Origin of the sequence: Micromonospora humidisoli (assembly GCF_016900955.1) — a bacterium.
Taxonomy (GTDB): Bacteria; Actinomycetota; Actinomycetes; order Mycobacteriales; family Micromonosporaceae; genus Micromonospora; species Micromonospora wenchangensis.
Genome location: NZ_JAFEUO010000001.1, coordinates 316,613 through 343,103 on the forward strand (window position 1 = coordinate 316,613; position 26,491 = coordinate 343,103).

A 26,491-nucleotide genomic window follows, 5' to 3' on the forward strand; every position below is an offset into this window, starting at 1 on the left:
CCGGGTGGTCATGATCCACACCCGGCCCGGCCGTCAGGCGAGGAGGCGGTCGATCTCGGCCAGGTCGTCGGGGTTCAGGTCGAGGTGGGCCAGGGCGGCGACGTTGCCCTCCAACTGGGCCACGCTGCTCGCCCCGATGACCAGGCTGGTCATCCGGGGGTCGCGCAGCGCCCAGGCCAGGGCGAGCTGGGCCAGCGTCCGCCCCCGCCGCTCGGCGACCCCGGCGAGGCCCCGGACGGTGGCGAGCCGCTCGTCGGTTACGTCGCTCTCGCCGAGGAACACGCTGGTACGGACCCGGGAGTCGGCCGGGATGCCGTCGAGGTAACGGTCGGTGAGCACGCCCTGGGCCAGCGGACTGTACGCGATGCAGCCCGCGCCGACCTCGGCCAGCGTGTCGAGCAGCCCGTCGTCCTCGGTCCAGCGGTTGAGCATCGAGTACGACGGCTGGTTGATCAGCAGCGGGGTGCCCAGGTCACGCAGGATCGCGGCGGCCCGCCTGGTCTGCTCCGCGTCGTAGTTGGAGACGCCGACGTAGAGTGCCCGGCCGGACCGGACGATGGCGTCCAGCGCCCCCATCGTCTCCTCCAGCGGGGTGTCCGGGTCGAAGCGGTGGGAGTAGAAGATGTCGACGTGGTCCAGCCCCATCCGGCGCAGCGACTGGTCCAGCGACGAGATCAGGGACTTGCGCGAGCCCCACTCGCCGTACGGGCCGGGCCACATCAGGTAGCCGGCCTTGCTGGACACCACCAGTTCGTCCCGGTACGGCCTGAGGTCGGTGGCGAGCAGCCGGCCGAACGCCTCCTCCGCCGCGCCGGGCGGCGGGCCGTAGTTGTTGGCCAGGTCGAAGTGGGTGATGCCGAGGTCGAACGCGCGGCGGACGATGTCCCGTTGCCGCTCGAACGGGCGGTCCGGCCCGAAGTTGTGCCACAACCCGAGTGAGAGGGCGGGCAGTCGCAGGCCGCTGCGCCCGCTGCGGCGGTAGGTCATCCGGTCGTAGCGGTCGGCCGCGGCGAGGTAGGTCACGCCCCCGACCCTAACCCCGCCTCGACCTGCGGCGGCGACCACCGTCGGTGGTCCGGGCGGGAACCAGCCCGGTGGGACCGCCGCCGGGGTGGCTCCGAGCCATGCGCCACGTGCCCCTCGACACCCCTGCCCCTGGCCGGGCTGCCGACGCTGATCCGGGCCCGCGCCCGGCGGTGAGGCGTCGCGTCGGGGACCGGTGGGGGTCGATTCCGGTGCCGGGGGCACAGCGGCCCGGATCGCGCTAGCGTGGGTCGGGTGACTGCGCCCAACCAGGCTCTCCCGGTCCCGCCCGCCGACCTGCCGGGCACCCTCGGCGCGCTGCGCGCCGCCGGACACCGGTACCAGACCGTCAAGCAGGAACTCCGCCACAACCTCCTGGCCCGGATGCGTTCCGGCGAGGACCGTTTCCCCGGCATCGTCGGCTACGACGACAGCGTGCTGCCCGAGGTCGAGCGGGCGTTGCTCGCCGGCCACGACATGGTGCTGCTGGGCGAACGCGGCCAGGGCAAGACCCGACTGATCCGTTCGCTGGTGGCGCTGCTCGACGAGTGGACCCCGGTGCTGCCCGGGTCGGTGCTCAACGAGCACCCGCTGCACCCGCTCACCCCGTCCTCCCGCGCGCTGGTCGCCGAGGCCGGCGACGACCTGCCGGTCGGCTGGCTGCACCGCTCGATACGCTACGGCGAGAAGCTGGCCACCCCGGACACCAGCGTCGGTGACCTGATCGGCGACGTCGACCCGATCCGGCTGGCCCAGGGGCGTACCCTCGGCGACCCGGAGACCATCCACTTCGGGCTGGTGCCGCGCACCAACCGGGGGATCTTCGCCGTCAACGAGCTGCCCGACCTGGCCGAACGCATCCAGGTGGCGCTGCTCAACGTGCTGGAGGAGCGGGACATCCAGGTCCGGGGCTACCAGCTCCGCCTGCCGCTCGACCTGTTCCTGGTGGCCAGCGCCAACCCGGAGGACTACACCAACCGGGGCCGGATCATCACCCCGCTCAAGGACCGGTTCGGCGCGGAGGTCCGCACCCACTACCCGGTCGACCTGGAGCTGGAGCTGGCGTTGATCCGGCAGGAGGCCGACCTGGTCGCCGAGGTGCCGGAGCACGTGTTGGAGGTGCTGGCCCGGTTCGCCCGCGCGGTGCGCGAGTCGTCGTCGGTGGACCCGCGCTCCGGGGTCTCCGCCCGGTTCGCCATCGCCGCCGCCGAGACCGTCGCCGCCGCCGCGTTGCGCCGCTCCGGCCTGCTCGCCGGCCCCGCGTCGGCCGCCGACGACGCCACGGTACGGCCGGAGGCACCGGTCGCCCGGGTCGGTGACGCGGTGTCGGTGACCTCGACGTTGCGCGGCAAGGTGGAGTTCGAGAGTGGCGAGGAGGGGCGGGAGACCGAGATCCTGGGTCATCTGCTGCGCACCGCGACCGCCGAGACGTTCCGGGCCCGGCTGGCCGGACTGGACCTCTCCGGGTTCACCGCGCTGGTCGCCGAGGGGGCGGTGATCGAGACCGGTGAGCTGGTCGCCTCGGCGGAACTGCTGCGCCAGGTCGGCACCGTGCCGGGGCTGGCCAAGGCGCTGGACCGGTTGGGGCTGGGCGACGCGCCCACCCCGGAGCAGGCCGCCGCCGGGGTCGAGTTCGTGCTGGAGGGACTGCACCTGACCCGCCGGCTCGGCAAGGACGTCACCGAGTCCGGTCGTACCGTCTACGGCGGTCGGAGCTGAGGATGGCCGGCAACCGGTTCCGGTACGGCCAGTGGCAGGGCGGCCCCGACCCGCTCGCCCCGCCGTACGACGTGCGCGCCGCCGTGGACTCCGTCGGCGCGGAGGTGCTGGCCGGCGGCAGCCTGCGGGAGGCGCTGCGCGACCTGTTGCGTCGGGGCCCGCAGGGCCGGGGCGGCCTGGACGACCTGGCCGCCCGGGCCCGCCGGCTGCGCCGGGAGGCGTTGCGCCGGGGTGACCTGGACGGCGCGGTGACCCGGTCCCGGGCGCTGCTCGACCAGGCGCTCGCGGCGGAACGGGACGCGTTGCGTGCGCGTACCGACGACGACGCCCGGTTCGCCGAGACGGTGCTGGACAACCTGCCCCGCTCCACCGCCCGCGCGGTGCAGGAGCTGTCCGGGTACCGGTGGACCAGCGACGAGGCCCGGCAGACCTACCAGCGGATTCTCGACGGGCTGCGCGGGGAGGTGCTGGAGCAGCGGTTCGCCGGGCTGCGCGACGCCGCGCGGGCCGCCGGTGACCCGGCCGTGCAGGCGCAGCTCGCCGAGATGATGCGGGACCTCAACGACCTGCTGGCCCGGCACGCCCGCGCGGAGGACACCACCGACGCGTTCGCCGAGTTCATGCGCTGGCACGGCGAGTTCTTCCCGGAGCAGCCGGGCAGCGTCGACGAACTGGTCGACGTGCTGGCCCGGCGGGCGGCGGCGGGGGAGCGGCTGATGCGGTCGCTGTCCGACCGGCAGCGCGAGGAGCTGGCCGGGCTGATGCGGCAGTCGCTCGGTGACCGGCTCTCCGGTGAGCTGTCCGCGCTCGACGCCCACCTGCGTGCGCTGCGTCCCGACCTGAACTGGCAGCGTGGTGAGCGGGTCCGGGGTGACCAGCCACTCGGCTACGGCGAGGCGACCGGGGCGTTGGACGAGATCGCCGAGCTGGACGAGTTGCTGGAGTCCCTGGACCAGCAGCAGCCGGGGGCCACCCTGGACGACGTGGACGTCGAGTCGGTCGCCCGGACGCTGGGCCGTGACGCCGCCGACGACGTACGCCGGTTGCGGGAGCTGGAGCGGGAGCTGCGCCGGCAGGGCTGGGTGAGCCGGGACGCCGACGGGTTGACGCTCAGCCCGAAGGCGCTGCGCCGGCTGGCCGGCACCGCGCTGCGCCGGGTCTTCGCCGACCTCACCGCCGGCCCGCGCGGCCAGCACGACCTGCGTACGGCCGGGGCGGCCGGCGAGGTCAGCGGCGCGTCCCGGCAGTGGGAGTACGGCGACGAGCAGCCCTTGGACGTGGTGCGCACCCTCACCCGGGCGGTGCGTCGGGCCGGCCCCACGGTGCCGTTGCCGCTCGCCGTCGAGGATTTCGAGGTGGTGGAGACGGAGCGGCGGGCGTCGGCGGCGGTGGCGCTCTGCGTCGACCTGTCGTACTCGATGGTGTCGCAGGGGCGGTGGGGGCCGATGAAGCAGACGGCGCTGGCCCTGTCGCACCTGATGGCGACCCGGTTCCCGCAGGACGCGTTGCAGATCGTCGGGTTCGGTCGGGAGGCGGTCACGCTCACCCAGCGGGAGCTGGCGGCGGTGGAGCCGGACATGGAGCAGGGCACCAACCTCCAGCACGCCCTGCGGCTGGCCGGCCGGCACCTGCGCCGGCATCCGGGGGCCGAGCCGGTGGTGCTGGTGGTCACCGACGGTGAGCCGACCGCGCACCTCGATCCGGACGACGGTGAGGCGTACTTCCACTGGCCGCCGCTGCCGGAGACGGTCCAGGCCACCGTCCGCGAGGTGGACCGGCTGGCCCGGGCCGGGGTCACGCTCAACCTGTTCCTGCTCGGTGAGGACCCGGGACTGCGTCGGTTCATGGACGCGGTGGCCCGCCGCTCCCGGGGTCGCCTGTTCACCCCGGACCTGGGTGACCTGGGCGAGTACGTGGTCTCGGACTACCTGCGTTCCCGGCGCGCCTCCGCCCGCTGACCGGGCCGCCCGTCCGGGTGATCCGGGTGGCACAACCGTCCACCCGACCCGGTGGCACGGGGTTGACTGGGGGTGTGGAGCTGCGCGGGGCGTACCGGATCCTGCTCGCCGAGGTCGAGGCGGGCGGGTTCCGGCCGGCTCCGCCCGGCGGGTGGGGCGCGGAGCGGATCGTGGCGCACCTGGTCGCCAACGACGAGCTGATGAGTGAGGCGACCGAGGCGGTGCTGGCCGGGGCGCCGTTCGCCTACTACGACCTGACCGGTGTGCACCGGCCCGAATTGGACGCCCTGGTCGCCGGGTGCGGCGGGCTGCCCGGCCTGGCCACTCTGCTGCGGGCCACCAGCGGCCGGCTCTGCGGGCTGGTGGACCGGCTCGGCCCGGCCGCCGACACCCCGGTCGAGACGCACCTGCGGGAGGGTTTCGACCTGGTCGTCGACGAGCCGCTGCCCTGGTCGCGCACCCTCGACCTGCACGCCCGGGTGCACCTGCCCCGGCACCTGGCGCAGCTACGGATGCTCCGCGACCAGCCGCAGACCGCCTGACTCCACCCCGGACGGCCCGGCGGCGGGGGTGCGGCGGAAGGTGCGCCGGTAGGCCGAGGGGGAGACGCCGATCCGGGTGTTCAGGTGTTGACGCAGGGCGGCGGTGGTGCTGAAGCCCGCCCGCCGGGCCACCTGGTCGATGGCCAGGTCGGTGGTCTCCAGGAGCAGCCGGGCGTGGTCGGTGCGCTGCTGGAGCAGCCACTGCGCCGGGCTCAGCCCGGTCTCCGAGCGGAAGTGCCGGGTGAAGGTGCGCACGCTCATCCGGGCGTGGGCGGCCAGTTCCCGCAGGGCGACAGGTTCGTGCAGCCGCTGCCGGGCCCATTCCCGGGTGGCCGCGATGCCGCTGGCCGGGGTGCGCGGCACCGGCCGTTCGATGTACTGGGCCTGGCCGCCGTCGCGCCAGGGTGGCACCACGCACCGACGGGCCGCCCGGTTGGCCACCTCGCTGCCGTGGTCGCTGCGGACGACGTGCAGGCACAGGTCGATCCCGGCGGCCACCCCGGCCGAGGTGAGCACCCGGCCGGAGTCGATGAACAGCACGTCAGGGTCGAGGGCCACCTGCGGGTAGAGCCGGCGGAACCGGTCGGCGTGCGCCCAGTGGGTGGTGGCCCGCTGGCCGTCGAGCAGCCCGGCGGCGGCCAGCGCGAACGCGCCCGTGCAGATCGACATGATCCGTACGCCCCGGTGCCGGGCGTCCCGCAGCGCGCCGGCCACCGCCGGGTCGATCGTGCCGTCGGTCATCGGTGGGCCGCCGTGCAGGCCGGGCACCACCACCGTGTCGACGGTGGCCAGCAGGTCGAGCCCGTGGTCGGGGAGGACCCGGAAGCCGGCGGAGCTGCGGACCGGGCGACCGCCGGGGGTGCAGGTGTCGACGGTGTAGAGCGGGAGTCGGTCGGGGGTGCGGGCGGCCCCGAAGACCTGGGCCGGGGTGCCCAGGTCGAGGCCGACCACGCCGTCGAGGGCGAGCACGCCGATCCGGTGCGGCCTGATGGTCATGGCCCGATTATTGCGCACCATGGCTTTCCGGCCACTCGTCGCCCACCGGGTCGTGGCCGAGACTCGGAGCGTGACCCGAGCCCGTCGTCTCCACCCGGCCTGGACCGTAGCCGCCGTCGCCTTCGTCGCGCTGGTCGGTGCGGCCGGCTTCCGCGCCACCCCGTCGGTGCTGCTGCACCCGCTGCACGCCGAGTTCCGCTGGCCGCTGGCCACCATCTCCGCCGCCGTCTCGGTCAATCTGCTGCTCTACGGCCTGACCGCACCGTTCGCCGCCGCCCTGATGGACCGGTTCGGCATCCGCCGGGTGGTGACCTGTGCGCTGGCGCTGGTGGCGCTCGGCAGCGGCCTGACCGTCTTCATGACGGCGAGTTGGCAGCTCATTCTCTGTTGGGGCGTCCTGGTCGGGCTGGGCACCGGCTCGATGGCGCTGGCCTTCGTCGCCACCGTCACCGGGCGCTGGTTCGTCCACCGCCGGGGGCTGGTCACCGGGGTGCTCACCGCCGGTGGGACCGCCGGCCAGCTGGTCTTCCTGCCGCTGCTCGCGGTGCTGGTCCGGGACCACGGCTGGCGTACGGCCGCGCTGGTGGTGGCCGGGGCGGCGCTCGCGGTCGTCCCGCTGGTGGCCCGGTGGCTGCGGGAACACCCGGCGGATCTCGGCCTGCCCGCCTATGGCGCGACCGGGGTGACGCCCCGGCCGCCGTCGGCCGGCGGGGCCGCCGCGCGGGCGGTGGCCGCGTTGACCGCCGCCGCCCGGACCCGCCCGTTCTGGCTGCTCGCCGGCGGCTTCGCGATCTGCGGTGCGACCACCAACGGCCTGGTCGGCACCCACTTCGTGCCGGCCGCGCACGACCACGGCATGCCGCAGACCACGGCGGCGGGCCTGCTCGCGCTGGTCGGGCTCTTCGACATCGTCGGGGTCGTCGCTTCGGGCTGGCTCACCGACCGGATGGACAGCCGGCTGCTGCTGGCCGGCTACTACGGGCTGCGCGGGCTGTCGCTGCTGCTGCTGCCCGCCCTGTTCACCGGCGGCACCGGGCCGAGCATGCTGGTCTTCGTCGTCTTCTACGGCCTGGACTGGGTGGCGACCGTGCCGCCGACGGTGGCCCTGTGCCGGGAGTACTTCGGCGACTCGGCGGCGGTGGTCTTCGGCTGGGTCTTCGCCGCGCACCAGTTCGGGGCGGCGTTCGCGGCGACCGGCGCCGGCCTGGTCCGCGACCGGCTCGGTGACTACGCGCCGGCCTGGTACGCGGCCGGGGCGCTCTCCATCGGCGCCGGGCTGTTGTCGCTGCTGCTGCGCCGCCGCCGCGCGGCACCGGTGCCGGTGCCGACGCCGGTCCGGCCCGCCGGGGCCTGGAGCTACCGGGGCTGACCGGGGCGGGACCGGCCGTCGTTCAGCCGAGGGTCCACTGTTGGCCGGCGGCGGCGGTGCAGGTGGCCTGCACCAGGTCGTCGCCGGCCGCCGTGCCGTCGTTGCGGACCTGCGCGCACTTGCCCGAGCCGACGCCGACCAGCAGGACCGGCCCGGTGCCGACCGGGGTCAGCCGCCACTGCTGGTTGGCCTGGCCGTGGCAGCCGAACTGCTGGAGCCGCGCGCCGTCGTCGCCGCTGCCGCCGTCGACGTCGAGGCACTGGCCGTGCCCGGCGTTGGTGAGCGTCACCAGGTCGGGCGCGACCGGGTTGGCGACCCACTGCTGCTCCGCGCCGCCGGTGCAGCCGGCCAGTTCGGCGGTGGCCGTCTCGCCCGCGCCGTCGGTGCCGACGCAGAGGCCGGAGGTGACCGCCCGCAACACGACAGGGCCGGTGACCGTGGCCGGGGTGGTGGGCGGCGGGGTCGGGCTGGGCGGCGGTGTGGTCGCGGCCGGCGGGCTGGTCGACTCGGCGGCCGGGGTCGACGCGGCCGGAGTGGGGGCGGCCGGGGTGGGGGCGGCGGCCGGCACCACCGGGGCCCGGTCGTCGCCGCCGCCGAGCACGCCGGTGGCGAAGAAGACCCCCAGCAGTACGCCGGCCAGGCCGACGGCCAGCGCGGACCGCATCAGCGGATCGGCGGGCAGCCCGGGGCGGGCGGCCCGTCGGACGCCGTACACGGTGCCGGACGGATCGTGGTGCGGGTCGGGGTCGGCCATGGCTGCATGGTGACCCACCGGGCGGGCCGACGACCAGTCGGCCCGCCCGGTGGGATCAGTCGACGACCCGGACGTCCTTCCAGAACGCCACCCGGTCGCGGATGTGCTCCGCCTCGGGCTTCGGGTCGGGGTAGTACCAGACGGCGTCTTCGCTCGTGCGCTCTCCGTCGGTGAGGGAGTAGTAGGAGGCGTCGCCCTTCCAGGGGCAGACCGTCTGCGTCGCCGACTCGGTGATCAGGTCGTCGCGCAGGGTGCTTCGGGGGAAGTAGTGGTTGCCCTCCACCAGGACGGTGTCGTCGCTCTCGGCCACGACCTGGTCGTTCCACACGGCTTTCGGCATGTCACCACGCTACGCCCCCGGCGGGCCCCGGTCGCGGGCCCCTCGGCGAACGTACGTCGCGTCGGTGTCGGGCGGGGACGGACGACCATGCCGATGTCGAGGTTGCCTACTGATCAGAAACGGTCAGTGATGCGGTTCCCCGGAGCAGCGCTTCGCGCGTAAGGTGATCTCATGCGCGCGCTGCGTGATCATGAGCTGGCGGTGGACACGTTGCGACGGTCGTACGCCGCCGTGCCCCCCGGGGACCCCGTACGGCTGGCCAAACGCACCTCCAACCTGTTCCGACCCCGGTCGGCCACCGGCACACCCGGCCTCGACGTCAGTGGCCTCGACGGCGTCCTGTCGGTCGACCCGGTGGCCCGCACCGCCGACGTGCAGGGCATGTGCACCTATGAGGACCTGGTCGAGGCGACCCTCCCGCACGGGCTGATGCCGCTGGTCGTGCCGCAGCTGCGCACGATCACCCTGGGCGGCGCGGTCACCGGGCTGGGCATCGAGTCGACGGCGTTCCGCAACGGGCTGCCGCACGAGTCGGTCATCGAGATGGACGTCCTGACCGGCGCGGGGGAGATCGTCACCACCCGCCCGGACGGCCCGGACGCCGAGCTGTTCGCCGCCTTCCCCAACTCGCTGGGCAGCCTGGGGTACGCCACCCGGCTGCGCATCGAACTCCAGCCCCTGGGGCGGGCGGTGGCCCTGCGCAACATCCGGTTCACCCGGCTGGAGGAGCTGACCGCAGCCGTCGCCGAGGTGATCGCCAAGGGCGAGTGGGAGGGCCGGCCGGTCGACGCGATGGACGGCGTCATGTTCAGCCCCGGCGAGTCCTACCTGGTGCTCGGCTCGTTCACCGACGAGCCCGAGCGGACCAGCGACTACACCGGCCAGGACATCTACTACCGTTCGTTGCGCCGCCGGGTGCGGGACACCCTCAGCGGCCGCGACTACCTGTGGCGGTGGGACACCGACTGGTTCTGGTGCTCGGCCGCGTTCGGAGCGCAGCACCCGGTGGTACGCCGGCTCTGGCCGGCCCGCTGGCGACGCAGCGACGTCTACCACCGGCTGGTCCGGCTGGAACACCGCTACCACGTGGCCGCCCGGGTGGACCGGTGGCGTGGCCGGCCGGACCGGGAACGGGTCGTGCAGGACGTCGAGATCCCGCTAAACGCCACGGCCGACTTCCTGCGCTGGTTCGACCGGAACGTGGGGATGACGCCGGTGTGGCTGTGCCCGTTGCGGTTGCGTGAGCCCGACGGCCCCGGCTCCGCCCGCGCCTGGCCGCTGTATCCGCTACGCCCCGGCCAGACGTACGTCAACATCGGCTTCTGGGGCACCCTGCCGATCGCGGAGGGTGCCACGGACGGCGAGGCGAACCGCTCCATCGAGCGGATGGTGTCGGAGTTCGGCGGCCACAAATCGCTCTACTCCGACGCGTACTACGACCGGGCGGCCTTCGACCGGCTCTACGGCGGGGAGACCTGGCGTGCCGTGAAGGACCGCTACGACCCGGACCATCGGCTCACCGGACTCTACGAGAAGGCGGTTGCACGGAAATGAGCCTGACCGACCGAGAACAGGGGGCGGCGAGCGCCCCGGCCAGTCCGCCGGCAGGGACCCGGCGGGCACCGACAGTCGCCGACGTCGTCCGCGCGGTCACCACGCGGGACCTGCCGGTCCGCATCACCGGCTACGACGGCAGCGCGATCGGCCCGGCCGACGCCGGGATCACGCTCGACATCCGCTCCGAGCGCGGGCTGTCCTACCTGCTCACCGCCCCCGGTGACCTGGGCATGGCACGGGCCTACGTCAGCGGCGACCTCGGGCTCGGCGGGGTGCACCCCGGCGACCCGTACGAGGCCCTGCGGGTGTTGCAGGACCTGCGGCTGCGCGTCCCCTCGCTGGCCGAGGGGCTGGCCCTGGTGCGTGGGCTCGGCTGGGAGCGGCTGCGTCCGCCGCCGGCCCCGCCGCAGGAGGCGCTGCCCCGCTGGCGGCGGGTGATGGGTGGGCTGCGGCACTCCCGCAGCCGGGACAGCACCGCCATCTCGCACCACTACGACGTGTCGAACGCCTTCTACGAGAAGGTGCTCGGCGACTCGATGACGTACACCTGCGCGGTCTACCGCAGCCCGACCGACACCCTGGAGCAGGCCCAGTCGGCCAAGTACGACCTGGTCGCCGGCAAGTTGGCGCTCCAGCCGGGGATGCGCCTGCTCGACGTGGGCTGCGGCTGGGGCGGGATGGTCCGGCACGCGGCCCGCGAGTACGGCGTCAGGGCGATCGGGGTGACCCTGTCCCGGGCGCAGGCGCAGTGGGCGCAGGAGGCGATCGCCCGGGAGGGGCTGACCGGGCTGGCCGAGGTGCGTCACCTCGACTACCGCGACGCCCCCCGCGAGCAGTTCGACGCGATCTCCTCGATCGGGCTGACCGAGCACATCGGGGTGCGCAACTATCCGGCCTACTTCCGGGCGCTGCGGGACCGGCTGCGGCCCGGCGGCCGGCTGCTCAACCACTGCATCACCCGGGCCGACAACCGGGCCCCGCACCGCTCGGGCGCGTTCATCGACAGGTACGTCTTCCCCGACGGCGAGCTGGCCGGGCCGGGCCGCCTGATCAGCGAGGTGCACGACGCCGGGTTCGAGGTGCACCACGAGGAGAACCTGCGGCAGCACTACGCGTCGACGCTTGCCGCCTGGTGCCGCAACCTCGTGGCGAACTGGGACTTCTGCGTCGACGAGGTGGGCCTGGGCACCGCCCGGGTCTGGGGCCTCTACATGGCCGGCTCGCGGTTGGCCTTCGAACGCAACGGCATCCAACTGCACCAGGTGCTGGCCACCCGCAACGGCCCGGACGGCGTGAACGGCTACCCGCTGCGCCCGAACTGGACGCCCTGACCGCACCGCCCGTACCGGTCCGACGGGAGCCACGCCACCGTGGCGCGGCTCCCGTCGGCTGCCGACACGTCGACGTCATCAGCTCGACAGGACGTCGGGTGGCGGGCGTCGTCCGGGCGGACACCCACATGGCGGACGCACAGGTACGGCACACGGGGACCTCAGCCCGACGCGGCACGGTTGCTGCATCGCCGCACCGAGGAGGCCCCATGCCACACCCCGACACCATGCCGCGCCCGACGCCCACCAGCCCGGCCGCCGCGCCACCGCCCCGGTCGTCGACTCCGCCGTGGTCGCCCCCGCCACCATCGACGCCCCCGCCACCATCGACGCCCCCGCCCGCGCTGACGTCCCCGCCCCCGCCGTCACCGTCGCGTTGGCGTCGACGGCTGATGGCCGCCGGCACGGCGATGGTGCTGATGGTCGCGGGCGGTGGCACCGGAGCGCTGGTCGTGGACCGGTTCGTCGACCGGGGTCAGGTCGTCGCCGGTACGACGGCCGTCACCCCGGTCGCCGCCGCCACCATCGACTCCCTCGCCAGGGTGGTCGCCGTCGTGTCGCCGAGCATCGTCACCGTCGAGGTGACCGGGGCGCGGGAGTCCAGCCTCGGGTCCGGCGTCGTCCTCGACACCGACGGTCTCGTCCTGACCAACCAGCACGTGGTGGACTCCGACGGCAGGGTCACCGTGACCCTCGCCGACGGCCGTACCGCCCCGGCGACCGTGGTCGCCCAGGACGCCACCGCGGACGTGGCACTGCTGCGGGCGACCGGGTTGACCGGGCTCACCCCGGCGACGCTGGGCAGCGACGCCACCCTGACCGTCGGGGACACCGTACTGGCGTTCGGCAGTCCGCTCGGGCTGGCCGGGACGGTCACCTCCGGGATCGTGTCGGCCCTGGACCGGTCGGTGGACGGCCTGACCGGGCTGGTGCAGACCGACGCGGCGATCAACCACGGCAACTCCGGCGGGGCGCTGGTCGACACCGCCGGGCGGGTGGTGGGCATCAACGTCGCCATCGCCACCACCGGGGAGGACGAGGGCAGCGTGGGACTCGGGTTCGCCATTGCGGTGGACACCGTCCGCGAGGTGGTGGCCCGACTGGACGCGCGCTGACTGTCACCACCAGGGTGACGAACGGCGGGCCCGGTTCCGGACAGCGGCGGGGCGGAATTCTCCGCCCGGGGTTCCCGGGGCGTCGGGCTGGGTACTGCGGGGCGATGTTCCTCATCTTCGGACTCCGCACCCGGGTCACCCGGTCGGGGGTGGTGACCGCCGTCTGCCGGCACTGCGGCAACCAGGCCGCACAGGTGATCAGCCGCCGGTCGACGAAGTTCACCGTGTTCTTCGTCCCGCTGATCCCGATCCGGACGAAGTACGTGCAGCAGTGCTCGTTCTGCGGCGTCGAGTACGCCGTCGACGCCGACGAGGCCCGTCGCCTCCCGGTCGGCTGACCGTGGCCCGCTTCCTCTGCTGGCTGATCGGCCGCCCACCGGGCTCGTCGACCGCGCCGTTGCACACCGCCTCCCGCCCGCCCTGCACCCCCGGTCGTCGCCCGTCGCGCCGCCGCCGGCCGTCGGCCGGCACCCGGTCGCCCCGGTCACCCTGGAACCGGTCCGCCGGCCGCTGACCCGCCCGCGCCGGAGGCTGTCGACCCGCCCGCGCCGGCGGCTGCCGGCCGGGGTCGGTCGGGGCGGCTATCGTGGCCTGTCGTGACGAGCACCGCACAACGCCTGGCCGCGATCCGGGGCGACGTGCCCCCGAAACGCCACAACGCCCGGACGATCGCCGCGCTCACCGGCAACCCCGGCTGTGCCCGGCGGGCCGTGCTGGACGGGGCCGGGGTGGACAAGACGGCGCTCGCCCAGCGGGTCGGCTTCCCGGCCCGGTTCGGCCAGTCCCGGTTCGCGATCACCCGGGGCAACGCGTTCGAGGCGCAGGTCAAAGCGGACGGCGGGATGGAGCTGCTGCGGCTGGTCGCGCAGCGGTTGGGCGTACCGGTGCCACAGCGGGCGAGCTGGACGGACCTGGGCGGCGCGGACGACCTGCCGGACCGCCGGGAACGCTCGCGGGCCGCGCTGACCGCCGCCGGGCCGGACGCGGCGCTGTTCGACCATCCGCTGCTCGGCCTGGACGTCGCCGGCCACCGGGTGCACCTGGAACCGGACCTGGTCGCCGCCCGGCTCGGCGGCCGGTTCCACGTGGTGGAGATCAAGTCGTTCCCGGTGATCGACGGCCAGGCCGACCCGGCGAAGGTGTCCGCCGCCGCCGTCCAGTCGGCCGTCTACGTGCTGGCGCTGCGCGACCTGCTCGCCGCCGCCGGGCGGGACCCGGAGTCGGTGTCGCACGAGGTGGTGCTGGTCTGCCCGCGTGACTTCGCCAACCAGCCGGTGGCCAGCCTGATCGACGTCCGCAAGCAACTGCTGGTGCTACGTCGCCAACTGGACCGGATGGCCCGGCTGGACGACCTGCTCACCACCGTGCCGGCCGGGTTCACCGTCGACCCGGGCGTCGACCCGGTGACGCTGACCGCCGCGTTGCGTACCGTGCCGGCGCGCTACGCGCCGGACTGCCTGGCCGGCTGCGAGCTGGCGTACTTCTGCCGGGACGAGGCGCGCGGGCAGACCGGGGCGTTGGGCCGGCCGGTGCGCGAGGCCCTCGGCGGCATCGCCGAGGTGTCCGAGGTGCTGGCCCTGGCGACCGGCGAGCGGGCCGCCGACCCGGAGCGGGAGGAGGCCGCCGCGCTGCTGCGGGCCGCCGCCCGGCTGCGCGCCGACGCCCTCGCCGGCCACCCGGCATGAGTACGCTGCGCGCGTTGGCGAAGGCGCAGGCGCTCGCCGCCGGGGTGGCCCAGCCGGTCGCCACCGTCCGGCACCTGCACCTGGCGCAGCGCCCGCTGGTGCTGGTGCCGCTGGCGATGGCCGGTGAGGCGCACGCCCCGCTCGCCGTGCTGGTCGGCACCGCCCCCGACGACGTCAGGCTGCTGATCGTGCCGCAGCCCCGCAACCGGGACCAGCGGTTCCGCTTCGTCACCGAGCTGGCCGCGACCGTGCTGCCCTGGCTGGACGGCTTCCGGGGCGTCTCGGAGGCGGTGGCCGTGGACCGGGGCCGCGACGTGCGCTACCGGTACGTCGACGCCCCGCAGCTGTGGGTGCCGAACCCGGCCGGGATCACCTTCCTGCGGCTGCTCGGCCGCTCGACCCGGTTCCGTCGCCCGGACGGCGAACACCCGGTGCACCCGGCTGTGCCGCTGCTCGGCCGCTGGCTGACCTTCTTCGCCGAACGGGCCGAGCAGCCCGGCTCGTCGGCGCTGCTGGCGATGACCGACGCGCTCACCCTGCACTGGGCGACCGGGCAGAGCGCGGTGGAGGACCAGCACCTGCCGGCGCTGCTCGGCTGGATCGACCCACCGGCCGGCTCGACGGGTGTCGTGGCCGCCGCGCGGGCCGAGGACCCGACGGTATGCCCGCCGGCCGGCCCGGCCACCGACCCGGAGTTCGACAACACGGCGCTCGCCCCGGCGATGGCCGCGTGGGCGGCTGCCGACGACGACCCGGTCGCGCGCGACGAGGCGTACGCGGAGCTGGTGCGGTTGCTGCGCGGGCAGCTCGCGCCCACCTGGGAGCTGATGTGGCGCGGCCTGGGGTTGCTCGACGGGCTGCCACCCGGGGCGCGGGTGGCGGGCCGCTGGGCGGGCGACCGGGACGCCTTCACGTCGTACGCCGAGCACCTCGACGCCGACGGCGGGCCGCAGCCCCGGCACGACGGCGCGGTCGCGGCGGCGGTCCGGCTGAACCGGCTGGAACGCGCCGCCACCAGCTACGCCGTGCAGCGCGCCTACGACGACCCGCTGGTGATGGCCGAGCACCGGCTGGCCGGGGAGGCGTTCGTCGCCGACGTCACCCTGGCCGATCCGGGGCGGGTGGACGACAGCGGCAAGCGGCCGGTGCTGCGGCCGAGGATCCAGGTGGTGACCACCGAGCCGGTGCGGATGCCGGTCGGGGCGACGCTGTGGTCGACGGCGCGGCCCGCCCAGAAGGCCAAGGTGGTCTTCGTGACCCCGGCGGCGGACGGCCGGACCGAGGTGGTGTTGGAGCTGTCGGGCGGGATGGGCCGGGGGCTGACCGCGCCGCCGGGCAGCGTGCCGCAGGTGGGGGAGCGGCTGTGTCTGACCACCCTGTCGGAGGCGTACCTGCCCGCCGGGACGTTCCCCACGGCCGAGGAGACGCCGTGGACGCACGGGGGGCCACCCACCTACGACCCACCCGAGGTGGTGTCCTCAGTGGTCGGATAGCCGACCCGGTGAGTGTGGCGGTGACCCGTCCGGCTGGCTAGGCTTCGATGGTTCGCCGTCCGTGGCCCGTCCGCACGGTCGAGGTGCGCGTTGGAGAGAGAGCCGGAGCGATCACCGTGCTACCCCAGGACGCCGTCTCCGGCGCGCCGACCCGACCGCTGACCCTTCCCCGGGTGGGTGCGGTCGTCGCCGCGGTGGCCGTCGTGCTGGAGTTGATCTGGCTGCTCGCCGCGCTGCCCGAGGCGGCCCTGGTCAGTGACGTCACCGCCACCGCCGTGGCGGGCTGGGCCAGCTACGCCTGCGTCCGTACGATGCGCCGGCATCCCGCCCCGCTACGCCGGTTCTGGGCGCTGCTCGCGCTCACCATGGGGCTGGCCGCCGCCGGCCGGCTGCTGTGGACGGTGGACCGGCTGCGTGCCGACGAGTTGCCGCACACCCCGCTGATCGGGGCGGTCTTCACCGCCGGCATCGTCACCGGCACGGCCGCACTGCTGGCCGCGCTGACCGCGCCGCGCAGCGCGGTAGGTCGGGCCCGCACCGTGCTGGACGGGGTGATCGTCGGGCTGGCCCTGATCCCGATCGGGTGGGTGGTGGTGTTCCGCGACGTCGCCGCCGCCGACCTCGACGATCCGCTGCGGACCCTCGGCCTGCTCTACCCGATGATCGACCTGATGCAACTGACCATCCTGGTGGCGGTGGCCGGCCCGGCCCGCTCGGTGTGGCCGCCGCTGACCCTGATCGGGGCGGGCCTGGTCACCCGGGCCGGCGCGGACGCGGTCTACGTCTCGCTGGTCGCGCACGGCAGCTACACCCCCGGGCACCCGATCGACGTGTGCTGGCCGTTGAGCTACCTGCTGATCGGCATCGCCACCACCCGGCCACCGCCGCCGACCTGCGACGGGGCCGAGGAGATCGGCGAGTCCCCGCTGCCGTCCTGGTGGCGGGTGGCGCTGCCGTACCTGCCGGTCGGCGGGGCGATCATCGCGGTGGTGCTGGCCCGACGCCCCACCGGGCAGACCCCGCCGCTGGTCTTCGTGGGCATGATGGCGCTGCTCGGGGTGCTCGCCCTGCGGCAGGGGCTGGCCGCCAACGAGAACCTGCGGCTGGTGGCCCGGCTGCGTCGGCTCGCCTACGCCGACCAGCTCACCGGTCTGCCGAACCGGCTGATGTTCAACCGGCAGCTGCGCCAGGCGCTGCGCGGGGGGCCGCCGGTGGCCGTGCTGCTCCTCGACCTGGATGGATTCAAGCAGGTCAATGACCGGTTCGGGCACGCCACCGGGGACACCCTGCTGACCAGCATCGCGCTGCGGATGCGTGCGGCCGTCGGCGGCGACGGCACGGTGGCCCGGCTCGGCGGGGACGAGTTCGCGGTGCTTGTCGACGGGGACCGGACGGTCGTGCCGGAACGGCTCGCCGAGCGGCTGCTCGCCGCCCTGCAACCGTCCCCGGGCGAGGAGGACGGCGGCGTCCATCCGTCGGCCAGCATCGGCATCGCCGAGTTCGGCCCGCAGCACGCCTCCCACACCGACCTGCTGCGCGACGCCGACATCGCGATGTACGCGGCGAAGGCGGCCGGGAAGTCCGCGTACCGCACCTGCACACCCGCGCTGCGGGAGTCGGCGGTGAGCCGGGCCGAGCTGATCGCCGACCTGCGACGGGCCGTCGACGAGCGGCAACTGCACCTGGAGTACCAACCCATCGTCGACCTCGCCACCGGCGCGGTCCGCAGCGCCGAGGCGCTGGTGCGCTGGCGGCACCCCCGGCTCGGCCTGCTCGCCCCGGCGGCGTTCCTGCCGCTGGCCGAGGAGACCGGGCTGATCGTGCCGATCGACAGGTGGGTGATCCACGAGGCGTGCCGGGCCGCCGCGACCTGGCGGGCCCGGGTGCCCGAGGCGACCGTGGCGGTCAACATCGCCGCCGCGCACCTGCGCCGCCCCGACCTGATCGCCACCGTCACGGCGGCCACCGCCTCGGCCGGCCTGGCCCCCCGCGCGCTCACCCTGGAGCTGACCGAGTCGGCGCTCATCGACGGCAGCGAGGCGGTGCTGGAACGGCTCGCCCAGCTTCGTGAGCTGGGCATCCGCATCGCCATCGACGACTTCGGCACCGGCTACTCGTCGTTGAGCTACCTGCACCGCATCCCCGCCACCGAACTCAAGATCGACAGGTCGTTCGTGGCCCGGCTGGACACCGACGCGCGGGCGTACGCCACGGTGGAGATGGTCACCCGGCTGGCCGGGGCGTTCGACCTGGCGGTGGTGGCCGAGGGGGTGGAGACCGAGGGGCAGCACGCGGCGGTCACCGCGATCGGCTGCGTCCACGGCCAGGGCTACCGGTACGGCCGGCCGGGCGGCCTGTCCGCCCTGCACGCCCTCGCCGCCCCCCGCTGACGCCCCGCCCGGCCGCCGATCCGCCAGGCGTGCCGGCCCGGCCCGGTCCACCGGCGCAGAATCGGGCTTGACCCTCACGTCGCGGCAGGCCGGAGCCTTGGTGTCGGAAGGGAGGAAACCATGGCGTACACGGTGGGTCAGGTGGCGAAGGCGGCCCGGGTGACGGTCCGGACGCTGCACCACTACGACGATATCGGGCTGCTCTCGCCGAGCGGCCGGACGCCGGCCGGCTACCGCCGCTACGACGACGCGGACCTGGAGCGGTTGCAGCACATCCGCTTCTACCGGGAGCTGGGGTTTCCGCTGGAGGAGATCGCGGTGATCCTCGACGACCCGGATGCCGACCCGGCGGCGCACCTGCGCCGGCAGCACGAGCTGTTGAGCGGGCGGATCGGGAAGCTCCAGGAGATGGTCGCCGCGATCGAGATCGCGATGGAGGCGAGACGGATGGAGATCAACCTGACCCCGGAGGAACGGTTCGAGGTCTTCGGCGACGTCGATCCGGAGGAGCACGCCGAGGAGGCGCGGCAGCGCTGGGGCGACACCGAGGCGTACCGGGTGTCGACCCAGCGGGCGGCGAACTACTCGAAGGAGGACTGGCTGCGCATCAAGGCGGAGCAGGAGGACTGGGGCCGGCAGATCGTGGCGGCGCTGACCGCCGGGACGCCCGCCGACTCGGCGGAGGTGATGGCGCTGGCCGAGGAGCACCGGCAGCTCATCGTCCGCTGGTTCTACGACTGCTCGTACGAGGTGCACACCGGGCTGGCCGACATGTACCTGGCCGATCCCCGGTTCACCGCCTACTACGAGGCGATCGCGCCGGGGCTGGCGGAGTACCTGGCCGAGGCGATCCACGCCAACGCGATCAGCCGGGCCTGAGCGGTGCCGCCTGCGGTGGGTGAGGATGGGGGTTCGTCCCGCCCACCCACCGGAGGTCGTCCGTGTTCATCGTCGCCGGAAGTCTCTACGTCGACCCCGCCGAGCGGGACACCTACCTGGCCTCCTGCGTGGAGGTGGTCCGGCAGGCCCGCTCGGCGCCCGGCTGCGTCGACTTCGCCATCGGCGCCGACCTGGTCGAGCCGGGCCGGATCAACGTCTACGAACGCTGGGAGTCCGACGACGAGCTGCTGGCGTTCCGGGGGTCCGGCCCGGAGCAGGAGCAGGTCGCGGCGATCCGTGGCGCGGAGGTGCACCGCTACCGCATCTCCGCAGTCGAGGCCCCCTGACCGGCCCCTGATCGGGGGTGCCCGGTCGGTGGCCGGGTGCCGGGCTAGGCTGGCGCGACCGCTCTGTCACCAGCGTCGATCGGCTCGGCCGGCGGGCGCGCCACCCCGGGGAGACCGCCGTGAAGCACCCGAAGCTGGCCGCCGCCACGGCCGCCCTCGTCGCGCTGGTGACGGCGGCCGGCTGCACCTCGGACGACAGCGGTGCGGGACCGACACCGACCGCCGGGTCCACGACCGCAGCGGCCCCGACCGAGCCGGCCGCCGTACTGGCCACCGCCGCGCAGCGGATCGACCAGCAGTCCTACCGGTTGACCCTGGGCGACGGCGCGAGCGGCGGGGACACCACCACCCTGGTCTGGGACCCGAGGGGGCGGCGCGGGCGGGAGACGACGACGTTGGCCGTGGCCAACGGCAAGGTGGTCATCGAGCGGCTCGTCACCGGCACCGACGTCTACGTGAAGGTGACCGCCCCGGACCGGCGGGTGCCGGTCTGGGACGGGCGTACCTGGTGGCACCTGGGCACCGTCGAGGCGGCCGCCGGGAAGCGGACCGGGCTGGACAACACCCGGCTGGCCAGCACGCTCGGCGCGGCCACCGAGGTACGCGCCACCGGCGAACGGGCCTACGCCGGGACCCTGGACCTGCGGCGCAGCACCGAGGTGCTCGGCGAGGGGGTGGGTGGGGTGCTCGGCGAGCGGGCCGCCACGGTGCCGTTCACTGCGACGGTGGACGCGCAGGGGCGGCTGGTCCGCTACCGGATCGAGTTGTCCGGCGAGCCGGGCAAGACCTCGGCGCTCGACCTGACCTACGCGGACTTCGGCCTGCCCGTGTCGGCGGACCAGCCGGAGGCCGGCCTGATCGGCGAGGACCCGCCCCGCAACATCCCCGGCGCCTGACCCCGCCCGACCCCGGCCGGCACTGGCGCGGGGACCTACAGGAGCAGGTCGAGGAGGAGTACGCCGGCGAAGCCGACCACCGAGATGATCGTCTCCAGTACCGACCAGCTCTTGATCGTCTGCCCCACGGTCAGCCCGAAATACTCCTTGACCAGCCAGAAGCCGGCATCGTTGACGTGCGAGAAGAACAGCGAACCGCAGCCGACGGCCAGGGCCAGCAGCGCCACCTCGGGACGGTCCAGGGTGGCCGCCAACGGGGCGACGATGCCGGCAGCGGTGATCGTGGCGACCGTCGCCGAGCCGGTGGCGACCCGGATGCCCACGGCGACCAGCCAGCCCAGCAGCAGCGGGGAGAGGTTGGCGTCCTTGGCCGCGTCGGCGACCAGGTCGCCCACCCCGGCGTCCACCAGCACCTGCTTGAAGCCGCCGCCGGCGGCGACGATGAGCAGGATGCCGGCGATCGGCGGCAGCGAGCCGCCGAGCACCGAGGAGACCTGGCTGCGGCTGAACCCGGCCTGGTAGCCGAGGGTGAACATGGCGACGATCACCCCGGCCAGCAGCGCCACGATCGGCGCCCCGGCGATGTCGAGGGCCTGCCGGGCGACGGTGCCCTCGGTCAGGGTCAGTTCGCCGACCGCGCGCAGCAGCATCAGCACCACCGGCAGCAACACGGTGAGCACCGCCGGCCAGAACCTGGGGGTACGCCGGGCCGTCTCGGTGCCGCTGTCGTCGACCGGTGCGCCCGGCCGGCCGGAGCCCGGGTTGACCAGGTCGTCGTCGGTGAGCAGGTCGTCGTCGCCGGCCGGTCCCCGCCCGGTGTCCCGGCCGTCCGACCCGCGGCCGACGGCGGGGCTGCCCGGCCCGCGCCGGCCACCGCCGGTGGTGGCCGGTTGCCGGGTGGGCAGCAGCGCGGCCGGGGCGGTGGCCGGCACGTAGCGCGCAATGAAGTTGCCGAACACCGGGCCGGCGACGATCACGGTGGGGATGGCGATGATCAGGCCCAGCCCGAGGGTGAGCCCCAGGTCGGCGTCGAGGGAGGAGATCGCCACCAGCGGGCCGGGGTGTGGCGGGACGAGGCCGTGCAGCACCGACAGGCCGGCCAGCGCCGGGATACCGATCTTCATCAGCGGTACGTCGGTGCGCAGCGAGACCAGCAGCACGATCGGCACCAGCAGCACCACGCCGACCTCGAAGAACAGCGGTAGGCCGATCAGTGCGGCGACCCCGGCCATGGCCCAGGGCAGGGCGGTGCCGGAGACCCGCCCGACGACCCGGTTGACGATGCCGTCCGCCCCGCCCGACTCGGCGAGCAGCCCGCCGATCATCGCGCCGAGGGCGATCAGCAGACCCACCCCGCCGACCGTGGAGCCGACCCCGGCGCTGAACGACTCGATCATCGTGTCGGGGGCCATGGCGGCGACCACGCCGAGCACCGCCGCGCCGAGGATCAACGCCAGGAAGGGGTGCACCTTGCCCCAGGCGATGAGCAGGACGACCGCGGCGATGCCCAGCAGGGCGGCCACGACGAGCTGGGCGTCACCGGCGCTGGTGGCCGGTTCCGCAGGTGCGGCGAGGAGGGTGAGCACGGCGATCACGACCTTCGGACGGGGTCCGGCCCGACGTGGGGCGGGCGGTCACATGGGTGCGGGGGTGGGTGGTGGCTCCGCCGGCAGGCTGGGGGCCAGCCGGCGCAGCGACGCGAAGGTGGGCACCAGCGCGTCGTACAGCTCGGCGTGCAGGGGGAGCAGGGCGGCGTAGGTGGCGGCGGAGGCCGGCTCGGGGCGTACCGTCTCGTCGATGCGGACCAGGTCGGCGGCGACGTCGACGGAGTCGATCAGCCCGAGCGCCTGCATGCCGAGCAGCGCCGCGCCGAAGCTGGAGCCCTCGTGGCCGGCGGGGAACCGCACCGGCATGTCGAGCGCGTCGGCGAGCATCTGCCGCCACAGTGGGCTACGGGCGAAGCCGCCGCTGGCGCGTACCTCACGGACCTCGTTGCCGGCCGCCCGGACCGACGCCAGGACCAGGGCGAGCTGCTGGCAGACCCCCTCCAGTGCGGCCCGGACGAGATGCTCGCGGCGGTGCCCGTGGGTCAGCCCGACGTACGCCCCGCGCGGCAGCGCGCTCCAGTGCGGGGCCCGCTCGCTGAGCAGGTACGGCAGCATGATCAGCCCGCCGGAGCCGACCGGTGCGGTGGCGGCCAGCGCGAGCAGTTCCTCCTCGCCGTGCTCGCCGAACTCGGGGGCGAGGGTGTCACCGGCCCACTGGAGCACGATCCCGCCGTTGTTGATCGCCCCGCCGACGACCCACCGGTCCTCGGTGAGGGCATAGCAGAACACCCCGCCGAGCGGGTCGACGGCGGGACGTTCGACGGCCACCCGCATCGCCCCGGAGGTGCCGATGGAGCAGGCGACGACGCCGGGGCGTACCGCGCCGAGGCCCAGGTTGGCCAGCGGGCCGTCGCCCGCGCCGACCACGACCGGGGTGTCGGCGGGCAGGCCGGTGGCGATGGCGGCGCGGGCGGTCAGCCCCGGCAGGACGGTGGTGGTGGGGACGAGCCGGGGAAGCTGCTCCCCGGTGATCTGGGCGACGCGGAGCGCCTGGGGGTCCCAGGCGAGCTGGTGGATGTCCATCAGGCCGGTGGCCGAGGCGACCGAGTGGTCGGTGACCAGCGTGTCGGTCAGCCGCAGCAGCACGTAGTCCTTGATGCCGACCCAGTGGGCGACCCGGGCGTGCAGCGTCGGTTCCTGCTCGGCGTACCAGAGGAGTTTCGGCAGTGGGGCCATCGGGTGCACGGGGGTGCCGGTGCGTCGGTGCAGGGCCAGCCCCCAGGGCGCGGCGCGCAGCCGTTCGGCCTGGCTGCTGGCCCGGGAGTCGGCCCAGGTCACCGACGGGGTGAGCGGCTCGCCGTCCGGGTCGAGGCCGATCAGGCTGTGCATCGCGGTGCTGAACGACAGGCCGGCGATGCCGTCGCCCAGTTCGGTGACGACGGTGCGGATGGTCTCCACCACCGCGTCGAAGATGAGCCGGGGGTCCTGCTCGGCGTAGCCGGGGTGCGGCTCGTCGAGCGGGTAGCCGACGGAGTGGCTGGCGAGTTGGTGGCCGTCGGTGTCGTACGCCACGGTCTTGGTGCTGGTGGTGCCGATGTCGACGCCGAGCACCACGCGGCGGCGGTGGTCCGGACCGGTCACGGGTCCCCCCTCGCATCGGCGGTGCGGGCGTCGCGGCCCGGCTGCGGCTGACGTTACCGACGTTGGCAGCGCCCCGCACGGCGGAGAACCGGAAGGTGAGCCGGCGTGCGGTTCGTCGTGGTCCGACAGATTTCCATCCCCCGATCGGGTGGTAAATCCCTAATGCCGGGTCCGCCGGTCTTGTTCCTGCCGTTGAGCCGGGTGAACACCCCGGTTGGTGGCTCGCACGGCGGAGGGGTCGGCGTGGCGATGACTGATTCGACGGGTTCCACCTGGCGCTACACCTGGGCACGGCAGCAGAACGAACGACGGCGGCGGGTCTACCGCACCGTCGAGCGGGCCTGGCGACGTCGCGACGACGAACTGCGTCGGCTGCGTGCCCTCGCCGTCGGTCTGCGGGGCACCGCGGCTGCCGGGGCCGGCCTGCCGTTGGCGTTGAGCCCCGGCGAGGCGGTGCTCTGGACGATGCCCGGCGTGCAGCTGGTCGAGGTCCGGCACACCGCCGTGCTGCCCGCCCCCGACCTGGTCGTCGAGGCGGCGTCGGGGCCGTTGCGCCACCGGCTGCCCGACGGGGTCCGGGCCACCGACGCTGGAATCGCGGTGGTCACCAACCGTCGGCTGGTCCTGGTCGGCGGGCGGGGCCGGCGCGAGTGGGCGTACGGGAGGATGACCGGGCTGCTGCACGACCCGGCGGCCCCGGTCACCCTGATCCAGGTCCTGGACCGGCGGCAGACCTCCGGCGTGCTGTTGCCGCCGGGCGCGGCGGCCGAGTTCCGGTTCGTGCTGACCCTGGCTTTCGCCGACGCCATCGAGCAGCGGCCGGCCGTCCTCGCCCAGCTCGACGAGTTGATCGCCACCCATGCCGAGAGTGCGCCGTTCCGGCCGGCGATCGCCACTCCCGCGCAGGCCCGGTTCAGCGCCCGGGTCCCCGGCGGTCGGCGGACCGTCGCGGTAGCCGCCGCGCTGACCCTGGTGGTGCCGGTGGTGCTGGCCGGGTCCGATCCGCCGGTCACCCCCGAGGTGGCGGCGGCGGCCACCGCCGCGCCCGCTCCGGGCGTGACCCGGCCGCGTACCGGGCCGCCGCAGCCGTCGCCGTCCGTGGTGCGGGAGCGGCGCTGCGGGGCCCCGGCCAACCCTATGGGGTACGACTACTGCGGCGGCGAACCCGTCCGGAAACCCGACCACCGGGTCTGCGACTGGTTCGACTGCGTGCCGCAGTTCTGGGCCGGGCGTGGCTACCTGGTGCTGTGCCGCGACGGCGCGGTCAGCCTGACCGGTGGCCGGCCGAAGCCCTGCGCCGGCCACGACGGCGTCCGCCGCACCGTGCACCGCTGAGCCCTGGGGCTCGCTGGTGGGGGGCCGGTACCGCTACCTCGGCCTTCCGGCCCCGACGGCGGGGCTGGCGGGGCCGTCGCATCATGTACGGCGTGATCCATTTCAAGCGTAAGCAGCGCAAGAAGAAGCGTGACTGGTGTGACGCCGACTGCGACGGCTGCGACGGCTGTGACGGGCTGCCCTGCTGTGACTTCGGCCTGTTCTCCTTCCTGTTGACCCTCGGCGCGACCACTGCCCGGGTGAGCCGGGCGTCGGTGGTGGACCGGGCGGGCCGGGCGGCGATCCTCGGCTACCGGCGGTGGTTGTCGCACCGCTGGCCGGGCCAGTGCCGCTACACCCCGACGTGCAGCGCGTACGGGCTGGCCGCCGTCGAGCGGCACGGCCTGGCCGTGGGTGGCCGGATGGCGGCGCAGCGGCTGCGCCGGTGCCGGCCGGGCGTCCCGCGGGGCACCCACGACCCGGTCCGCTGACGCTGCTGGCGGGCCCGCACGAACGCGACGCAGTGTCCGGCCGCGGCTCCGGCGGGGCCTACGCGACGACGTCCCGGTAGACCTCGACGTCGTAGATGAGGCGGACGGGCTCGCCGTTGGTGGTGCCGACGAACATGGGTTCCGCGGCAGGGGTGCGCCCCCGCCGCCACACCTCGTCGCGGGCGGCGTCCCGGGATTCGCGGTGCACCTTCCCGGCCCGGTGCAGTTCCACCACCCGGCGCGCGGTGTGTCTGTCGCTGTCGAGTTGTATGCGCATCAGCGGCACGGTCGCCACCGCCCTTCCGCGAGTAACACCGTCCACCGGGGACACGACCGGCGAACCTTAATCTAACAGCGTTAAGTTAACTGTGCGCGGTACTAGGCTGCTGCGGGTGGACGCGACCGAATTCACTGGACGACCGGATGGCCGGGCCGCCCCGATCTGGCTACGGTCGGAGCCGGCCCGCAACCGCCGGGCCACCCCGCTGACCCGGGACCGGATCGTGACGGCGGCCGTCGACCTGCTCGACCGCACCGGCGTCGACGGGCTGACCATGCGCCGGCTGGCCGAACGCCTCGCCGTCACCCCCACCGCTCTCTACTGGCACGTCGCGACCCGGGACGACGTCCTCGACCTGGCCGTCGACCACATCTTCGGCGAGGTGCCGCTACCGGCCGCCGGCCCCGACTGGCGCGCCGACGTCCGCACGCTGACCTGCGGATGGCGGGCGGCCATGCTCCGCCATCCCTGGGCGCCGAGCCTGATCGGCCGCCCCATGCTCGGCCCGCACGTCCTCGCCCGCACGGAGTTCCTCCAGGCCGCGCTGGTCCGCGCCGGGCTCACCGGCCGACACTTGGCCGTGGTGACCCGGTTGGTAGCCAACTACGTGATCGGCGCGGCCCTCACCGAAGCCACCTGGCGGCAGACCGACGACCCCGAGGCCCGCGCCGAAGCCCGCCGGCACCTTGAGGCCAACGCCGCCGCCTACCCCACCCTCACCGCCTCCGGTCACCTCGACGACGGCCGGTGGAGCGATGACGACCTCTTCGTCCGGGGTCTCGACGCCATCCTCGCCACCGCGCAGCTGAGCTGACCGCCGCCGG

The 26,491-nt window shown here is 74.5% G+C and carries 24 protein-coding genes; 17 read left to right on the plus strand and 7 right to left on the minus strand.

The features are described from left to right. Positions 1-33: 33 nt before the first annotated feature. Entirely contained in the window at positions 34-1,023 is a 990-nt protein-coding gene (gene mgrA / locus JQN84_RS01365; protein WP_204956583.1) for an L-glyceraldehyde 3-phosphate reductase, read from the minus strand. Positions 1,024-1,269: 246 nt separating this feature from the next. On the opposite strand from mgrA, the gene JQN84_RS01370 reads away from it, so the two are divergent. From JQN84_RS01370 to JQN84_RS01380, 3 genes are all read left to right on the plus strand, one after another. Then, the gene (locus JQN84_RS01370) at positions 1,270-2,742 is read left to right on the plus strand and encodes a magnesium chelatase ATPase subunit I (RefSeq protein ID WP_204956584.1); all 1,473 of its coding nucleotides are present in this window, start codon (positions 1,270-1,272) and stop codon (positions 2,740-2,742) included. 2 nt (positions 2,743-2,744) lie between these two features. Further along, complete coding sequence (locus tag JQN84_RS01375; protein WP_204956585.1) at positions 2,745-4,700, plus strand: vWA domain-containing protein; 1,956 nt, start codon at positions 2,745-2,747, stop codon at positions 4,698-4,700. A 62-nt stretch (positions 4,701-4,762) separates the two neighbouring features. Beyond that, positions 4,763-5,242 (plus strand): hypothetical protein, encoded by a 480-nt coding sequence (locus tag JQN84_RS01380; protein WP_372445908.1) that lies wholly within the window; start codon positions 4,763-4,765, stop codon positions 5,240-5,242. On the opposite strand, the gene JQN84_RS01385 is transcribed toward JQN84_RS01380, so the two are convergent. Continuing rightward, the gene (locus JQN84_RS01385) at positions 5,207-6,238 is read right to left on the minus strand and encodes a GlxA family transcriptional regulator (protein WP_239484619.1); all 1,032 of its coding nucleotides are present in this window, start codon (positions 6,236-6,238) and stop codon (positions 5,207-5,209) included. The genes JQN84_RS01380 and JQN84_RS01385 overlap by 36 nt on opposite strands. A gap of 70 nt (positions 6,239-6,308) precedes the next feature. Between JQN84_RS01385 and JQN84_RS01390 the strand changes: the two genes are divergently transcribed. Continuing rightward, the gene (locus JQN84_RS01390) at positions 6,309-7,607 is read left to right on the plus strand and encodes an MFS transporter (protein ID WP_281900287.1); all 1,299 of its coding nucleotides are present in this window, start codon (positions 6,309-6,311) and stop codon (positions 7,605-7,607) included. 22 nt (positions 7,608-7,629) lie between these two features. Here JQN84_RS01390 and JQN84_RS01395 read toward each other — a convergent pair whose 3' ends face one another. Further along, positions 7,630-8,361, minus strand: coding sequence for an RICIN domain-containing protein (locus JQN84_RS01395; protein ID WP_204956588.1), 732 nt, complete (start codon positions 8,359-8,361; stop codon positions 7,630-7,632). Positions 8,362-8,416: 55 nt separating this feature from the next. Further along, positions 8,417-8,701: a DUF427 domain-containing protein gene (locus JQN84_RS01400; RefSeq protein ID WP_204956589.1), complete on the minus strand. Its 285-nt coding sequence runs from the start codon at positions 8,699-8,701 to the stop codon at positions 8,417-8,419. A gap of 171 nt (positions 8,702-8,872) precedes the next feature. Between JQN84_RS01400 and JQN84_RS01405 the strand changes: the two genes are divergently transcribed. The 10 genes from JQN84_RS01405 to JQN84_RS01450 all read left to right on the plus strand — a co-directional run bounded on the left by JQN84_RS01405 (position 8,873) and on the right by JQN84_RS01450 (position 20,394). Further along, on the plus strand, positions 8,873-10,255 hold the full coding sequence (locus tag JQN84_RS01405; RefSeq protein WP_204956590.1) for an FAD-binding oxidoreductase: 1,383 nt from the start codon (positions 8,873-8,875) through the stop codon (positions 10,253-10,255). Then, positions 10,252-11,589 carry a class I SAM-dependent methyltransferase gene (locus JQN84_RS01410; protein WP_204956591.1) on the plus strand — a complete coding sequence of 446 codons (1,338 nt, stop codon included), beginning with the start codon at positions 10,252-10,254 and terminating at the stop codon, positions 11,587-11,589. Before JQN84_RS01405 ends, JQN84_RS01410 begins: the two co-directional genes overlap by 4 nt. A gap of 209 nt (positions 11,590-11,798) precedes the next feature. Beyond that, the gene (locus tag JQN84_RS01415) at positions 11,799-12,704 is read left to right on the plus strand and encodes a S1C family serine protease (RefSeq protein ID WP_239484620.1); all 906 of its coding nucleotides are present in this window, start codon (positions 11,799-11,801) and stop codon (positions 12,702-12,704) included. A gap of 104 nt (positions 12,705-12,808) precedes the next feature. Continuing rightward, complete coding sequence (locus tag JQN84_RS01420; RefSeq protein WP_204956592.1) at positions 12,809-13,042, plus strand: zinc-ribbon domain-containing protein; 234 nt, start codon at positions 12,809-12,811, stop codon at positions 13,040-13,042. A gap of 258 nt (positions 13,043-13,300) precedes the next feature. Next, on the plus strand, positions 13,301-14,389 hold the full coding sequence (locus JQN84_RS01425; RefSeq protein ID WP_204956593.1) for a hypothetical protein: 1,089 nt from the start codon (positions 13,301-13,303) through the stop codon (positions 14,387-14,389). Next, positions 14,386-15,882 (plus strand): hypothetical protein, encoded by a 1,497-nt coding sequence (locus JQN84_RS01430; RefSeq protein ID WP_204956594.1) that lies wholly within the window; start codon positions 14,386-14,388, stop codon positions 15,880-15,882. Before JQN84_RS01425 ends, JQN84_RS01430 begins: the two co-directional genes overlap by 4 nt. Before the next feature lie 83 nt (positions 15,883-15,965). Next, entirely contained in the window at positions 15,966-18,272 is a 2,307-nt protein-coding gene (locus tag JQN84_RS01435) for a putative bifunctional diguanylate cyclase/phosphodiesterase (protein ID WP_281900272.1), read from the plus strand. Between the two features lie 120 nt (positions 18,273-18,392). After that, positions 18,393-19,151: a MerR family transcriptional regulator gene (locus JQN84_RS01440; RefSeq protein WP_204956595.1), complete on the plus strand. Its 759-nt coding sequence runs from the start codon at positions 18,393-18,395 to the stop codon at positions 19,149-19,151. A gap of 62 nt (positions 19,152-19,213) precedes the next feature. After that, positions 19,214-19,498, plus strand: a complete 285-nt coding sequence (locus JQN84_RS01445) for a putative quinol monooxygenase (RefSeq protein WP_204956596.1) — start codon at positions 19,214-19,216, stop codon at positions 19,496-19,498. A 119-nt stretch (positions 19,499-19,617) separates the two neighbouring features. Continuing rightward, entirely contained in the window at positions 19,618-20,394 is a 777-nt protein-coding gene (locus JQN84_RS01450) for a hypothetical protein (protein ID WP_204956597.1), read from the plus strand. 35 nt (positions 20,395-20,429) lie between these two features. On the opposite strand, the gene JQN84_RS01455 is transcribed toward JQN84_RS01450, so the two are convergent. Both JQN84_RS01455 and JQN84_RS01460 read right to left on the minus strand, forming a co-directional pair. Beyond that, positions 20,430-21,980, minus strand: coding sequence for a GntT/GntP/DsdX family permease (locus tag JQN84_RS01455; protein ID WP_204957272.1), 1,551 nt, complete (start codon positions 21,978-21,980; stop codon positions 20,430-20,432). A gap of 48 nt (positions 21,981-22,028) precedes the next feature. Further along, the gene (locus JQN84_RS01460; RefSeq protein WP_307820946.1) at positions 22,029-23,582 is read right to left on the minus strand and encodes a gluconokinase; all 1,554 of its coding nucleotides are present in this window, start codon (positions 23,580-23,582) and stop codon (positions 22,029-22,031) included. Between the two features lie 243 nt (positions 23,583-23,825). Here JQN84_RS01460 and JQN84_RS01465 point away from each other — a divergent pair, with 243 nt between their 5' ends. Beyond that, entirely contained in the window at positions 23,826-24,917 is a 1,092-nt protein-coding gene (locus JQN84_RS01465) for a hypothetical protein (RefSeq protein ID WP_204956598.1), read from the plus strand. An 83-nt stretch (positions 24,918-25,000) separates the two neighbouring features. After that, positions 25,001-25,387: a membrane protein insertion efficiency factor YidD gene (yidD, locus tag JQN84_RS01470; RefSeq protein WP_204956599.1), complete on the plus strand. Its 387-nt coding sequence runs from the start codon at positions 25,001-25,003 to the stop codon at positions 25,385-25,387. 58 nt (positions 25,388-25,445) lie between these two features. Here the strand turns inward: yidD and JQN84_RS01475 are convergent, their stop codons facing one another. Continuing rightward, a complete protein-coding gene (locus JQN84_RS01475; protein ID WP_239484622.1) occupies positions 25,446-25,664 on the minus strand; it encodes a hypothetical protein in 219 nt (72 codons plus the stop codon). A 115-nt stretch (positions 25,665-25,779) separates the two neighbouring features. Between JQN84_RS01475 and JQN84_RS01480 the strand changes: the two genes are divergently transcribed. Further along, positions 25,780-26,481 carry a TetR/AcrR family transcriptional regulator C-terminal domain-containing protein gene (locus tag JQN84_RS01480; RefSeq protein ID WP_281900231.1) on the plus strand — a complete coding sequence of 234 codons (702 nt, stop codon included), beginning with the start codon at positions 25,780-25,782 and terminating at the stop codon, positions 26,479-26,481. The last annotated feature ends 10 nt before the right edge of the window (positions 26,482-26,491 follow it).

What these genes read in the sequence shown, in the direction of transcription:
- JQN84_RS01440 (WP_204956595.1), top strand. Translation starts at nt 18,393, where the DNA reads ATGGCGTACACGGTGGGTCAGGTGGCGAAGGCGGCCCGGGTGACGGTC.
- JQN84_RS01400 (WP_204956589.1), bottom strand. Translation starts at nt 8,701, where the DNA reads ATGCCGAAAGCCGTGTGGAACGACCAGGTCGTGGCCGAGAGCGACGAC.
- JQN84_RS01420 (WP_204956592.1), top strand. Translation starts at nt 12,809, where the DNA reads ATGTTCCTCATCTTCGGACTCCGCACCCGGGTCACCCGGTCGGGGGTG.
- yidD (WP_204956599.1), top strand. Translation starts at nt 25,001, where the DNA reads ATGTACGGCGTGATCCATTTCAAGCGTAAGCAGCGCAAGAAGAAGCGT.
- JQN84_RS01395 (WP_204956588.1), bottom strand. Translation starts at nt 8,361, where the DNA reads ATGGCCGACCCCGACCCGCACCACGATCCGTCCGGCACCGTGTACGGC.
- JQN84_RS01410 (WP_204956591.1), top strand. Translation starts at nt 10,252, where the DNA reads ATGAGCCTGACCGACCGAGAACAGGGGGCGGCGAGCGCCCCGGCCAGT.
- JQN84_RS01405 (WP_204956590.1), top strand. Translation starts at nt 8,873, where the DNA reads ATGCGCGCGCTGCGTGATCATGAGCTGGCGGTGGACACGTTGCGACGG.
- JQN84_RS01375 (WP_204956585.1), top strand. Translation starts at nt 2,745, where the DNA reads ATGGCCGGCAACCGGTTCCGGTACGGCCAGTGGCAGGGCGGCCCCGAC.
- JQN84_RS01385 (WP_239484619.1), bottom strand. Translation starts at nt 6,238, where the DNA reads ATGACCATCAGGCCGCACCGGATCGGCGTGCTCGCCCTCGACGGCGTG.
- JQN84_RS01430 (WP_204956594.1), top strand. Translation starts at nt 14,386, where the DNA reads ATGAGTACGCTGCGCGCGTTGGCGAAGGCGCAGGCGCTCGCCGCCGGG.
- JQN84_RS01415 (WP_239484620.1), top strand. Translation starts at nt 11,799, where the DNA reads ATGCCACACCCCGACACCATGCCGCGCCCGACGCCCACCAGCCCGGCC.
- JQN84_RS01475 (WP_239484622.1), bottom strand. Translation starts at nt 25,664, where the DNA reads ATGCGCATACAACTCGACAGCGACAGACACACCGCGCGCCGGGTGGTG.